The organism is Arthrobacter sp. MDT2-3, assembly GCF_059090465.1.
In genome coordinates, this window is sequence record NZ_JBNHFS010000002.1 from 221,655 (window position 1) to 234,538 (window position 12,884).

14 protein-coding genes and 1 other RNA gene are annotated in these 12,884 nt (G+C 62.1%); 1 reads left to right on the forward strand and 14 read right to left on the reverse strand.

What is annotated here, in order from left to right:
* Positions 1-41 precede the first annotated feature (41 nt).
* The 14 genes from AC5RUQ_RS06670 to AC5RUQ_RS06735 form a co-directional block, all read right to left on the reverse strand.
* Positions 42-1,025, reverse strand: coding sequence for a S1C family serine protease (locus tag AC5RUQ_RS06670; RefSeq protein WP_493946589.1), 984 nt, complete (start codon positions 1,023-1,025; stop codon positions 42-44).
* A gap of 291 nt (positions 1,026-1,316) precedes the next feature.
* Positions 1,317-1,685: a transfer-messenger RNA gene (gene ssrA / locus AC5RUQ_RS06675) on the reverse strand.
* 77 nt (positions 1,686-1,762) lie between these two features.
* Complete coding sequence (gene smpB, locus AC5RUQ_RS06680) at positions 1,763-2,236, reverse strand: SsrA-binding protein SmpB (RefSeq protein WP_163162401.1); 474 nt, start codon at positions 2,234-2,236, stop codon at positions 1,763-1,765.
* A gap of 84 nt (positions 2,237-2,320) precedes the next feature.
* A complete protein-coding gene (locus AC5RUQ_RS06685) occupies positions 2,321-3,769 on the reverse strand; it encodes a peptidoglycan DD-metalloendopeptidase family protein (protein ID WP_493946590.1) in 1,449 nt (482 codons plus the stop codon).
* Between the two features lie 26 nt (positions 3,770-3,795).
* A complete protein-coding gene (gene ftsX, locus AC5RUQ_RS06690) occupies positions 3,796-4,710 on the reverse strand; it encodes a permease-like cell division protein FtsX (RefSeq protein ID WP_493946591.1) in 915 nt (304 codons plus the stop codon).
* Positions 4,707-5,486, reverse strand: coding sequence for a cell division ATP-binding protein FtsE (ftsE, locus tag AC5RUQ_RS06695; RefSeq protein WP_493946592.1), 780 nt, complete (start codon positions 5,484-5,486; stop codon positions 4,707-4,709). The genes ftsX and ftsE overlap by 4 nt, the downstream gene beginning before the upstream one ends.
* Before the next feature lie 194 nt (positions 5,487-5,680).
* Positions 5,681-6,796, reverse strand: a complete 1,116-nt coding sequence (prfB, locus tag AC5RUQ_RS06700; protein WP_163162388.1) for a peptide chain release factor 2 — start codon at positions 6,794-6,796, stop codon at positions 5,681-5,683.
* A 106-nt stretch (positions 6,797-6,902) separates the two neighbouring features.
* Positions 6,903-7,349: a Tad domain-containing protein gene (locus AC5RUQ_RS06705; protein WP_493946593.1), complete on the reverse strand. Its 447-nt coding sequence runs from the start codon at positions 7,347-7,349 to the stop codon at positions 6,903-6,905.
* Entirely contained in the window at positions 7,346-7,951 is a 606-nt protein-coding gene (locus tag AC5RUQ_RS06710; protein WP_493946594.1) for a TadE/TadG family type IV pilus assembly protein, read from the reverse strand. Before AC5RUQ_RS06710 ends, AC5RUQ_RS06705 begins: the two co-directional genes overlap by 4 nt.
* The gene (locus AC5RUQ_RS06715; RefSeq protein WP_493947175.1) at positions 7,932-8,360 is read right to left on the reverse strand and encodes a TadE/TadG family type IV pilus assembly protein; all 429 of its coding nucleotides are present in this window, start codon (positions 8,358-8,360) and stop codon (positions 7,932-7,934) included. Before AC5RUQ_RS06715 ends, AC5RUQ_RS06710 begins: the two co-directional genes overlap by 20 nt.
* A 42-nt stretch (positions 8,361-8,402) precedes the next feature.
* A complete protein-coding gene (locus AC5RUQ_RS06720) occupies positions 8,403-8,597 on the reverse strand; it encodes a hypothetical protein (protein WP_493947176.1) in 195 nt (64 codons plus the stop codon).
* Positions 8,598-8,711: 114 nt separating this feature from the next.
* Complete coding sequence (locus AC5RUQ_RS06725; RefSeq protein WP_493946595.1) at positions 8,712-9,650, reverse strand: type II secretion system F family protein; 939 nt, start codon at positions 9,648-9,650, stop codon at positions 8,712-8,714.
* Positions 9,650-10,507: a type II secretion system F family protein gene (locus tag AC5RUQ_RS06730; protein ID WP_493946596.1), complete on the reverse strand. Its 858-nt coding sequence runs from the start codon at positions 10,505-10,507 to the stop codon at positions 9,650-9,652. The genes AC5RUQ_RS06725 and AC5RUQ_RS06730 overlap by 1 nt, the downstream gene beginning before the upstream one ends.
* On the reverse strand, positions 10,504-11,727 hold the full coding sequence (locus AC5RUQ_RS06735) for a TadA family conjugal transfer-associated ATPase (protein WP_493946597.1): 1,224 nt from the start codon (positions 11,725-11,727) through the stop codon (positions 10,504-10,506). The genes AC5RUQ_RS06730 and AC5RUQ_RS06735 overlap by 4 nt, the downstream gene beginning before the upstream one ends.
* Before the next feature lie 326 nt (positions 11,728-12,053).
* Between AC5RUQ_RS06735 and AC5RUQ_RS06740 the strand changes: the two genes are divergently transcribed.
* On the forward strand, positions 12,054-12,773 hold the full coding sequence (locus tag AC5RUQ_RS06740) for an LGFP repeat-containing protein (RefSeq protein ID WP_493946598.1): 720 nt from the start codon (positions 12,054-12,056) through the stop codon (positions 12,771-12,773).
* Positions 12,774-12,884 lie beyond the last annotated feature (111 nt).

The following is a 12,884-nucleotide window of genomic DNA, read 5'->3' on the forward strand; positions in this document are numbered from 1 at the left end:
CTCCTGCTTTTGGGGTGAGGGCGGCATGTGCCGCCTCCCGCCTACTTTCCGTTGCCCACCATCTCCTCGGGGACCGCCGTGAGATGGATCTCCGTACCGTCCCGCAGCACCGCGAGCTGGAGAGGTTCGCCGATGGCGTCCGAGAAGAGCAGGCGCTGGAGGCTTTCGGCGTCACTGACGGGACGGTGGCCCGCGGCGAGGAGGATGTCCCCCGCTGCCAGGCCGGCCTTGTCTGCCGGAGAGCCGGCCAGTACTTCCACCACGCGCAGCGCGTCCCGCTGGCCGGTTCTAATAACGGCGCTGGGGCTGAGCCGGGTCGGCGTGCTGACCAGGCCGAGGTAGGCCCGCCGTACCCGTCCGTCCGTCAGCAGGGCGGAGATGATCCGCTGGGTGGTGGCGTTGATGGGGATCGCCAGGCCGAGTCCGGCACCTGCCACGGCGGTATTGATGCCGACGATCCGGCTGTGTGTATCCGCCAGCGCTCCGCCGGAATTGCCCGGGTTGAGGGCGGCGTCCGTCTGGATCACGTCCTCGATGACCCGCCGGTTGCCTCCCGACCAGACTGGAATGGCTCGTCCCAGGCCGCTGACCACACCCGCCGTTACCGAGCCGGCCAGGCCCAGGGGGTTCCCGACGGCGACCACCAGTTGGCCCACGCGCAAGGACTCCGCGGCACCGAACTGCGCCGGCGCCACCCGCGGCGGCCTGCCGTGGACCACGGCAAGGTCGGACAGCGGATCCGCCCCCACAAGTTCCAGCTCCATCCGGTTGCCGTCGGCGAACACTGCGTGCCCCCGTTGGGTGCCAGCCACGACGTGGGCGTTCGTCAGGAGGTAGCCGTCCTCGGTGAAGAGCACAGCCGAACCTGCCCCGACACGGACGCGTCCGCTGCGGCGCGCCGCGGACATTTCCAAAGCGGCAACATGCGGCGTGACCGTGGCAGCCACGCGCATCACTGTCTGTGAATACGAGTCCAGGGCGTCGGCGTCGGACGCCTGTGAAACTGGCTCGCTCCCCTGGTTCATGGGGCACCTCCTGGCGTAACCGGATCCCGGCGGCGAGGGCGGTGCGGGCTCCTACCGGAGACAACGACCGGGGGCGGGTCGCTAGTCCCCGCTGCGCTACGCCGTGGGTGAACGAAAGCCCAAGGGCATGGTCAGTCGGTGGACCGGGCCCGGCTGCTTCGTTGCCAGGCTGCTTCGTGGCCCGGGGCGGCTCCCTGATGGCCGGGGCAAAGAAAAACACCCCGGTCCGAGGACCGGGGTGCTATCCCGATGATATGGGCCTTCCCTCAAGGAAGTTCCACATCATCATAAATGTGGAGATGGGGGGAATTGAACCCCCGTCCGATGTCGTGTTGTCAGGGCTTCTCCGGGCGCAGTTTGCGTCGGATTTTCTCGGCCCCAGCCATGCTGCAAACAGCTGGCTGATCCGGGCCCAGTCATCTAAGAGTCCCGTTCACCCCGATGACGGAGGTGAACAGCAGTGGCTATCTAAATGACGCCAGGATCCGGGGCGATAGCAACCTCGGGCTGACGGACTGTCTTACTGGTTAAGCAGCAAGAGCGAAGTCAGTGCGCTTAGATTCGGCACTTATTGGTTTGCAGAAAGCGTTTACGAGATAATTCTGCATCCTCGGCCCGCTTCACCTGTCGCGACTAACATCGTCGAAACCGATCATCCCCATATTTTTTTATCAAACCGGCAGGCAAGCCCACCGGACTTCCCATCATAACGCATCATTCAGGGAATTCATTCCAGCCTATCGGCGGCGGTTGCGCTCCCGCATTTCCCGCTGCGCTTCACGGTTGTCCTGCTGTTCGCGGAGGGTTTGGCGCTTATCGTACTCGCGCTTACCGCGGGCCACGCCGATTTCAACCTTGGCCCGGCCGTCAACGAAGTACAGCTGCAGCGGAACAATGGTGAAGCCTGATTCCCGCACCTTGTGCGAAATCTTGATCAGTTCCTCGCGATGCAGCAGCAGCTTGCGGCGGCGCCGGGCCGCGTGGTTGGTCCAGCTGCCCTGGTTGTACTCGGGGATGTGGATGGCTTCCATCCACAGCTCGTCGTTGTAGAAGGTGCAGAATCCATCCACCATGGAGGCGTGGCCCTCGCGCAGGGACTTAACTTCGGTGCCCATGAGCGCGATTCCAGCCTCGTAGGTATCCAGCACGTGGTAGTCGTGCCGGGCCTTCCGGTTGGTGGCCACCACTTTACGGCCACTTTCTTTAGGCAAGGGAAAGCTCCTCAGTTCAAGATCGGATGTCCTCCAGGCCAGCCGGCGCGGAGTCATACCAGTGTACGGCAGCGCTAAGCGCCCCTACAGCAGGCCCATCGGGTCCATCGGCTTGCCATTGAGCCAGGTTTCGAAGTGGGCGTGGCAGCCGGTGGAGTTGCCGGTGTTGCCGGAGTAAGCGATCAGCTGGCCCTGCGAGACGCGCTGGCCGTTCGACACCACAATGCTCGCGTTGTGATAGTAGATGGTGTTAAGGGTGTTGCCCTGCATCAGGCCGTGCGAGATCTTGACGCGCCAGCCGCCTCCGTCCGCAGAGTTCCAGCCGGAGCTAAAGACTTCCCCTGCCGCGGCAGCGTAGACAGGTGTGCCGCAGGCTGCTCCGAAGTCCAGCCCCGTGTGCATGTAGCCGCCCTGCCCGTAGAAGTCGATGGTGCCTGGCGGGGTGGCTCGCCACCCGAACCCGGACGTGATCGGCACGCTTCCGTCAAAGGGATGGCGCAGGCCAAAGGCCGACGGCGATCCGACGGGCGGCATAAAAGACTGCACCGGCGGCGGGGGCGGGGGCGCCTGGCCCTTTGCCGCTGCTGCCGCCGCAGCAGCAGCAGCGGCAGCAGCAGCTGCGGCTTCCGCCTGCCGCCGCTGCTCGGCTTCCCAGGCCTCGCGGAGTTTCCGGTCGCGTTCCTCAATCTCGGCTGCCACGGCGTTCTGGCTCGCCTGGACGTTGGCGAGCTGCGACTGGATCCCGGGCTTGGCCGCCTGCAATTCCGCATCAAGCCGGGTGGTGTCGGCGATCAGCTGATCGACCTGTTCCTTTTTGGCGGCTGCTTCGTCACGGGCGGCCTTCTCCCGCTCCAAGGCGGCGTCAGCTTTGGCCTTCAGGTCCTTGATCTCAGCTTCCACTGCCTGCAGCCGGGCCTCGGAATTGACGTTGGTGGCGTTCTGCTGGGAGAGCTTGTCCATCGCCGCGTTCTGGCTCCGCATGGCCTGGTCCGCGAGGTCCATGGTCTCGGTCAGGCTTCCGCCGTTATTGGAGCCAAAGAACAGGGACAGGTTTGAGGGTACTCCCCCGGACTTGTACGCCTGGGTGGCGATCTGGCCGATCAGCTTCTTTGTATCGGCGATCTTCTGCTTGTCCGTCTCGAGCTGCTGCGTGATTTTTGCCTTGTTCTGCTGGGCCATGTCCACACGGGCGGAAAGCGCTTCAACTTCCTTGACAGCACCCGCTACACGGCCCTGAGCTTCCAGGAGGGCTTGCTGGGCGCCGGGCAGCTGGCCCTGGTAGATGACCAGGTCGCTGGCCGCCTTGGCGATACGGGAGTCTACGAATTCCAAGGACTGCTGGACCCTGGCTGCCTCTGCTTCAAGAGCTTTCTGCTTGTCTTCAAGCTCGCCGGCGTAAGCCACCGGAGTGGAGGAAGCCAGCCCGGCGGCGAGGACGACTGCGAGCACGGCGCTGATAACGCCGGTGCGCTGGGGCGACCTGCCCCGGCTGTTCTGCCGGTGCCGCGGGGAGTTTTGGTCCGTTAAGTTCATGAGCATTCCTTGTTCGGTTTGCATACCTAGACGTGAAGGTATCTGCGCAAGGTCAAGAGAGACGAAATTCCCGCCAAGGATCCGCCAAGGATTATCAGTACGGGTACGAGGATCAGCGTCTGGCCGGACGAGATGAAGGCGGTATCCGGATACTGCTGGGACATGAACTCCCCGAGGAAGAAATGCGCAACCGCCCACAGTGTGGCGGAGGCCAGCGCGGCGCCGATGACTGCAGCTATGACGCCTTCGAGGATGAAGGGCAGCTGGATAACTGTCTTTGAGGCCCCCACCAGGCGCATGATGCCGGTTTCGCGGCGGCGGCTGAAGGCGGAGAGCCTGATGGTGGTTGCGATCAGCAGGATGGCGCATACGGTCATGACACCGGCGATGCTGACCGCCACCAGGGAGGCGCCGTTCATCACCGAGAAGAGGCGCTCAAGCAGCTGGCGCTGGTCGATGACCGTTTCCACTCCTGGCTGGGAGGAGAACGTCTCGCTGATGATCTGGTACTTTTCGGGATCCTTCATGTTGATCCGGAAGGAGGCCGGCAGTTGGTCCGGAGTCACCGAGTCCACGATGGGCGAATTCGAGAACTGGTCCTTGAAGTGGTTGTACGCTTCTTCCCTGGACTCAAACTGGAAGTCGTTGATGTACTGTGCCACGGCGGGAGATTCCAACAGTCCGGTGAGGCTCTCCTGCTGCTCGGGGGTGACCGGCCCGCCGGCGCAACCAGCCGCCGTCGACCCTTCACTGCACAGGAAGATGGCCACCTGGACTTTGTCGTACCAGTAGCCTTTCATCTGGTTGATCTGCATCTGCAGCATTCCTGCTGCGCCCACGAAGGTGAGCGAGACAAACGTGACCAGGATTACCGAGACCACCATGGAGAGGTTGCGGCGAAGGCCGCTGCCGATCTCGCTGAGGATGAAGGCGAGCCTCATCGCTGTCCCTCCTCTTCCCGCGGCTGTCCGGTCTCCGGGTTTTCCCTGCCGCTGGCGTCTTTCAGCCTGCGCGACTGCCCTACGACCGGAATCATGGACGTGTACAGTGCCTTTGCCTCGTCGCGGATAACGACGCCGTTCTTAAGCTCCACGACGCGTTTGCGCATCTCATTGACGATGTCGTCGTCGTGGGTGGCCATCACCACGGTGGTTCCGTTTTGGTTGATTTTGTCCAGGATGCCCATGATGCCCATCGAGGTGGTGGGATCCAGGTTTCCAGTGGGCTCGTCCGCGAGGAGGATGCCAGGCCGGTTGACGACAGCCCGGGCAATGGCGACGCGCTGCTGCTCACCGCCGGAGAGCTCATGGGGCATGCGGTGTTCCTTGCCCTCCAGGCCGACGGTCTTAAGGACCTCGGGAACGGTGTCACGGATAACGCTGCGGCTCTTGCCGATGACCTGCATGGCGAACGCTACGTTCGCGAAGACGTTTTTTTGGGGCAGGAGCCGGAAGTCCTGAAAGACGACGCCGATGCCGCGGCGGAGCCGTGGGACGCGCCAGCTGGAAATCTTGGCGACGTTCTGGCCGGCTACGTAGACAGCGCCGGACGTTGCCCGGTCCTCCTTGAGGACCAGCCGGAGGAAGGTTGATTTGCCGGAGCCGGACGCGCCGACAAGGAAGGCGAATTCGCCGCGGTCAATCTCAAGGTTGACGGAGTCCAGCGCAGGCCGGGCCTTCTGGTCGTAGACCTTGGTGACATTTTCGAATCGGATCATGGCCCTAAGTACCCTGCAGGGCAGGGCTGATTCTGATGCAGCCCAGTTCTGCAGCCGGCGCACGGGTTTCGTTTGGGGGAAGTAGGGCCCCGGCCCCTCGACTATACGCAGGGACTCCGGCGTATCAGGCGGGTTTCAAGGGGCGTGTCGCCGGATCCTGCTTTGCCCTGTAGCCCGGGGGCCGCTCCTGCGCCCTATTTTTCGGCGTTGCGGTTGTCCGTGCGCCACCGGATACCGGCGTCGATGAAGTCGTCGATTTCGCCGTCGAACACTGCCGACGTGTTCCCGACTTCGTGCTCAGTCCGCAGGTCTTTGACCATTTGGTAAGGGTTCAGGACGTAGGAGCGCATCTGGTCACCCCAGGACGCCTTCACATCACCGGCGAACGCCTTCTTCTCCGCGTCCTCCTGCTCCTTTTTCAGGAGCAGGAGCCTGGATTGCAGGACGCGCATGGCCGCCGCCCGGTTTTGCAGCTGCGACTTTTCGTTCTGCATGGAAACCACGGTTCCGGTGGGGATGTGGGTCAGGCGGACCGCGGAGTCAGTGGTGTTAACTGACTGCCCGCCCGGGCCCGATGAGCGGAAGACATCGACGCGGATCTCGTTGTCCGGGATCTCGATGGAGTCCGTTTGCTCGATCAGCGGGATGACCTCGACGGCGGCGAAGGAAGTCTGGCGCCGCCCCTGGTTGTCGAAGGGGCTGATCCTCACGAGTCGATGGGTGCCGGCTTCGACACTGAGAGTCCCGAAGGCATAAGGGGCCTTCACCTCAAAGGTCGCGGACTTCAGGCCTGCTTCCTCAGCATAGGAGGTGTCCATGACAGTGGTGGGGTAACCGTGCCGCTCGGCCCAGCGGAGGTACATGCGCATCAGCATCTCGGCGAAGTCGGCAGCATCCACCCCGCCGGCTCCTGCGCGAATGGAGACAACCGCTTCACGCTCGTCGTACTCGCCTGACAGCAGTGTGACGACTTCGAGTTCCTTCAGGGCCTTCTTGATGGACTCCAGTTCAGCGGCAGCCTCGCCCATGGAGGCGGCGTCGTCCTCGTCCTGCCCGAGCTCCACCAGGACTTCGAGGTCATCAATCCTTGAGGCCAGGTTGTTGAGGCGCTCCAACTCCGACTGGCGGTGGGAAAGCCGCGAAGTGATTTTCTGCGCCGCTGCGGGGTCATCCCACAGGTCCGGTTCACCGGCCCGCTCGCTGAGTTCGGCGATGTCTTCCTTCAGCGCTTCTACGTCGGAGACTCGCTCAATTGACTCGTAGGTGGCGCGAAGGGCGCGGATTTCAGCGGAAAAATCAATATTGGCCATGGTTGTTTAAGCCTACGCTATCCCGCTGAAGGCCCGGACCCTGCGACTCAATGGGGCAGTTGCGGCGCCGGTAGGGCCGGGGGCAGTTGCGGCGCGCTGAGCGGCATCAGCGGGTTAGCCGCGAGCGAGCGGTGGAAGCAGCCTCGATCTTTATGCCATCGGGCATCAGGAAGTTCACCACCGGCGGGTGTACAGCAGCAGTCAAAACTACGACGGCGGTTGAACCGTCAGGGCTGCCCGTTGCGTCCGTGACAGCGAGCTCATTAAAACGCTGTGACGCGGGGCTCCTGGAGACAAAGTCTGCCGCCACGTTTCTCACCCTCGCAGGGCTCAAGACCGCAGAGGGGTTGCCACCTTGGGTTTCCACCTCCCCGAGGGTGTAGCTGTCGGCGGCGGCAAGAGACGCGCCGTCGGCCAAGGAAAGCAGCCGTTTGTGTTCGAGGTAGACGGACGAAATGCCGATGACCACAGTTGTGACCAACAGAGCTAAAACGACGTAGCCAAGGATCATCACCATGATCTGACCGCTTTCATCGCGCGGCACTTCTCTCACCGAAACCTGCCTACCAGTTGCGTGGACGACGCCTCGACTTCGCTGGCGCTGAGGCGAAAATCATCGTTGAACGGCAGGAACGGGAGTGGCACTGTCAGGCTCACGGTTACCGTGACTGTGCTGCCGGCCGCCTGGCAATCTGCGGGACTGCAGGACGTTGCTACCTGCGCCCCCTCAGGTTTGTGTCCGAAGTCGGCGAGCGCGATCGCCACCGCCTGTTCGGCTGCTGCCTGCGCAGTGGCTGGGTCTGGCTGCGCTATGTAGACCTTGGCGGCCTGGTCAGCCGCCCCGACGACAGCAAAGGAGCCGCCCTGGATCTGGCTCATGGTGATGATGAAGTATACGAGCGGCACCATCAGCAGGAGCGCCAGGAAGGTGAACTCAACCACCGCGCTCCCCCGTTCATGGTGGCCGTCGCGCGACGGCCGCTGGGTGGATTTCTGCAGGTGAACGCCTTCCCGTCGGCGCCTTCCTCCTTCGTGGCGCGCTAACCGGAGCAGGGCCAAGGGCTCCTGCTCTTCAGTGCCCGGTGCGAGGCAGAGGGCTACCATCAGCCGGATGCGGAGAGACTCGAGGCTTGGGTCACGGCTGAACAGCGGCATGCCCTTTCACCTCCAAAAGGTCCCGGGGTCCGATGAGACCTATTACGGGCATCGGAGCCCGTACGGTCACTTCCAGGGTCCGCAGGCCCTGGTACGTCACTTCGCGGGTGCTGACTTGTTGGGCAAAGCCCGCGTTCAAGGCGGAATGGATGAGGCTGCGTGTCCTTTCCTCCGCGTCCTCAGCACTCCGGTCCGCGAGAGTTCCGTACCGTGCACCCGATGCCGCTGCGTCAATCAGAGTGTTCCTCACGTGCAGGACCAGTGTCAGCTGAATGATCGCAAGGAAAAACAGTGTGAGGAGGCTGCCGACCAGGACGAAATCGACGACAGCAGACCCCTGCTCCCGGGAATCGGTTGCCCGATGCGAGATCGGCTTACCCGGGCGCGGGGCTTGGCGTCGCGTGTCCAGAGCGCGGTTTGTGTTTCTACCGCGGGTGGACGCTGCCATCTGTTAGCTTCCGACCTTGTCCATCGCCTGGTTGAACATGGCTTCGAGTGCCGGGCCGGCGAGCGCAAGCAGCGCTGCCACGAGGACGGCGGACATGAGCGTGATCATGACCCAGCCAGGGACATCACCCCGCTCAGGGTGGTCCTTCACTGGGTCCCTCCCTGACTGTGCCTTTCGGCCGACCGCCCCTGCCAGCATTGTTGCCGCAATCGACAGGAACAGCATCATCGAGCGGAACCCCAATTTTTTCATTTTCCGTCCTATTCCTTTTTCCTGCTTCGAATTGGTCAGTGCGTACGTCCCGTTTGGCGTTCAAAATCCCAGATTTATTGCGGCAATGCCCGGGAAGACGGCAAAAACAACAGTCAAGGGCAGCACCCCAAATACGAGCGGCACCATCATGGCAATTTCCTTCTTGCCTGCGGTTTCCATCAGGTCACGCTTCGCCGTATCACGTACGTCCTGCGCTTGGGCACGGAGCACATCGGCTAAGGGAGTGCCCCTTTCTACTGCAACGACAATTCCGTCGACGAAACGGACGAGGGGTGCCAGGTCAGTCCGCGCCGAGAACTCCTGCAGTGCCTGGATCAACGGCTTTCCTGCTCTCGTCTCAGTAAGGACCTTGGCGAACTCCTTCGTGAGCTCACCTTTGGCGCTACGGCAGACCCTGTCCAAGGCGCCAGTAGCGCTCTCCCCCGCGCTGACTGCCAACGCCATCAGTTCTGCGAGGCCGGGGAATTCCGCCATCATCTTCGACTCCCTTCGGCGGATCTGCGCACCGAGCCAGTAATCGCGGAAGATAAACCCTCCTATGCCACTCCCCAAGACAGCAACGGCAGCCAATACCGGGTTGAACCTTCCCGAGGCCGCACCGAGAACGATGAAGATGATGGATGCCGCGAACCCGGCGGCCGCCCACAGTAGTTGTTCCGCCCGAAAATCAACCGGTGACTTATCGATTCCGGCCTGGGCCAGTCGTCGGGCCGTAGCTTTCGACGCCGGGTTAAGCCGTGCGAGGGCTGCCAGGCTGTCCTGAAGTACGGGTCGAAGAATCCTTCCCAGCGGCCCGAAGGGTGTCGGGTTGTGTTCCCCGGCGCGCAGCAGCCTGGACTCAAGGTTCTGTGATTTCAGCTGCGGCTCGATGCGCTGGGACAGGGTGACGGCACGCATGAAAGGAGACCGGAAAATAACGAGCCACAGGCCGATGCCCATCAGCATTCCGCAGACAACAGCAGGAACTGAAATGTCCATTACCTGAGCACCCGCTCGTCCTGGGGAAGTGCACCAATCCGAAGCATTATGGAGTAGCAGACCAAGGAGACCACCAGACCGCCAAGCAAGACCGCGGCGCCCATTGGTGTGTTGTAGGCCTGTACCGCCTCCGGCCTTGTCGCAAGGAGCATCATGACGATCCAGGGTGCGGCAACGGCGAGCCGTGCTGCGTTGACCGTCCAGGACTGCCGCGCCTCCAACTCACTGCGTGTCCGGGCGTTTTCCCGCAAAAACTCAGCCAGCGTTCCGAGCAGTTTGCCCAGGTCGGAGCCCCCCACTTCCCTCGTCAGGCGCAACGCTTCGACAATCCGATCTGCAACAGGATCGGCAAGCCGGTGCTTGAGCTGGTTGAGTGAGGCTTCAAAGTTGCCGCCCGCGCGGTAGTCCGCTCCGAAGTCCCGGAAGACGTGCCGAAGTTCTTCGGGGCCTTTGTCGCCGAGTTGGATGAGTGCCTCCGGCAGAGGGAGCCCCGCCCGGATGGCAGAACGTAGATGGTCAACGACGTCGGGCCAGAGGGTGCGCAGCAAGGCACTCCGCTTCTTTGCCTTCCAGCGAAGGACCGTTATCGGAAGCCAGACCCCGAAGAGGCCGAAACAGATGGAGATCGGCCACGAGCGGGTTATGGCGAAAAAGACCAGAGCCACAGAAAGCCCCAGTCCGATGCAGGTTCCCACCAGTCCGGACGCAGACACTTTTTCGATGCCCGCCCCGGCAAGGAGGTCCGCGAGACGGCTGGTCCTTTCCTTTGGGCGCGTTGGTTTCGGCGACTCCCAAAAGGACCACCAGATCAGGAAGAACCCGGCCCCTGCGGTTACTCCCAAAAGCGCCGATATCATCGCGGCTCCAGCGGCGCGGCGACGTCATATCCGGCCCTGGAGAATTTCTCCTGCGCTGGCATGGAGGTAGGCCGTGGTTGCAGCAAGCCGTCCACCAGGCAGAACACCGGCGATGATTCGATAATGCCGTTCTCTACCCGGCGGCCGAGGGCCAGGATTTCGGTCACTTCCCGGCGCCCGTCGGCGCGACGGCTGCAGTGCACCACGAGGTCGATGCAGGACGCGACCGTGGGCACGACGAACTGGCTCGAGATGTTCTCTCCAGCGAGTAAAGGGAGTGTGCAGATTTTGGTGACGGCATCATGCGCGGAGTTTGCGTGGACAGTGCACATCCCCGGCAGGCCTGAATTTAGGGCGATCAGCATGTCCAGGCTTTCTGCTTCCCGCACTTCACCGACGACGAGTCTGTCCGGACGCATCCGGAGCGCTTCCTTCACCAGCCGGCGCATCGGTATCTCACCCTCGCCTTCAAGGTTCGGCTGACGGCATTGCAACCCAACAACGTCCCGAAGAGGGAATTGCAGCTCGAAAATTTCTTCGACGGTTATTACGCGTTCCCGGCTCCCGATACTGGCTGCAAGGCAGTTGAGCATTGTGGTTTTGCCTGCCTGCGTTGCTCCTGAGACGAGGATGTTGAGCCCGCTGGCAACGGCGGCACCAAGGAACCGGGCCGATTGCGGTGTCAGCGTGCCCAGCTCAACTAAATGTTCAAGCCGGCTCGCCTTGGCGACGAACTTCCTGATGTTGACGGCCCAGTGCCTTCGGGTGACGTCGGGAATTACGACGTGGAGCCTGGACCCGTCGGGCAGCGCTGCGTCCACAAAGGGCGAAGACATATCCAGTCGGCGGCCGGAACTCTTAAGCATCCGCTCTACCAGGTCCCGCACCTGCTGCTCCGTCAAGGTAAGGGAGGTCAGCTCGGATTCGCCGTTCCTTGCTACGTAGATTTCGTTGGGAGTGTTGATCCAGACTTCTTCGATGGTTGGATCGTCCAAGAGTGGCTGCAGTACGCCGAATCCGGCGACGGCATCAAAAAGGAACTTGCGTGCCGCATCCAAGGGGCCAATAGGAGGCAGTGGACCCATCAGGGCCCGCTCGTCGTAGTCACTTACTGCAGCCTCTACAAGGCGACGGACTTCTCCTACCTGACGAAGCGGATCAAGTCCTCGACGACGGATAAGCTCGCGGACTTCGTCCTCGACAATTCCCAGCGCGTCCATATGTTCCCCAATACAACTGCCGCCCCCGGCGGAGGCAGTGCAACTGGGTAAAGCCTAAAGAGCGCACAAGAGGCTGCCAAGTCATATTTTGGGCGCTGTGGATAATTATTTGGGGTGTGATGAGCATCTGCGCAGGGCGCGACGGGGAACTTGCAACTTACTTCATGTTCCAGAAGTCTTTTGATCTTTGACACGGTGCAGTGACACGTGTGGCGTAGATACTCGATCGTTTCGTGGACGAGGTTAGTGCGGCCATTGAAACTTCCCGCATAATGAGTCGTCAGCCCCACTGGGCTGCCGATTCACGAATTGCAATGGGGAGAATAATGAAGAAGTTAAAGGCTAAATTGGCGATTGCAGCTGCGGCTGCGATCGTGCTTTCAGGCCTCGGTCCCGCAGCGGGAGCCTACGCGCCGGCAGTTGTTGGTGCAATCGGCGCAAAATATTCGTCCATCGGCGGGTCCTCATCACCGTTAGGGCTGCCGCTCTGGAACGAGTACCCAGTAACCGGAGGAGCCCAGCAGGATTTTCAAGGGGGGATCATCTTCTGGTCACCGGTGGGTGGAGCGCATCCACTGTGGGGCGCAATCGAAAATAAGTGGTACGCCGGCCATGAAGCGGGCTGGCCAATTCGAGACGAGGAGCCGTTAGGCGGCGGTGCCATCGCACAGCACTTCACGAACGGAACGATGTATTACACGCCTCAGATTGGTCTGCACTACATTGGAGCAGGCATCCGGGAGGCCTGGTGGAACAAGGGCGGCCAGACCGGGGTGGCCGGCTATCCGGTATCGGATGAGACTTATTGGTACGCAGGGGGCGCCGTCCAAGCTTTCCAGGGTGGAACGTTCTACTTCACACCTCAGTACGGAACCCGGCTGCTGCAAGGAGCCATTCGCTGGGAATACGAACGTGGCGGAAGCTACTTCTACATGGGCCGTCCCGTAACCGATGAATATTCAGTGAATGCGTCAACTCGTGCCCAGCGCTTCGAAGACGGCATAATTTATTGGTCCAACGGAAGAATCTGGACTGATCGGTACTAACCGTAGTCGTCGTTTACAGCATCGATTGGCCGCTCATCAGCGGCCAATCGTGCTAGCGTCGGCTGCCACCCACGCTCCCAGCCGGGCGGCCGCCGGTAACTCGGGGCAGCC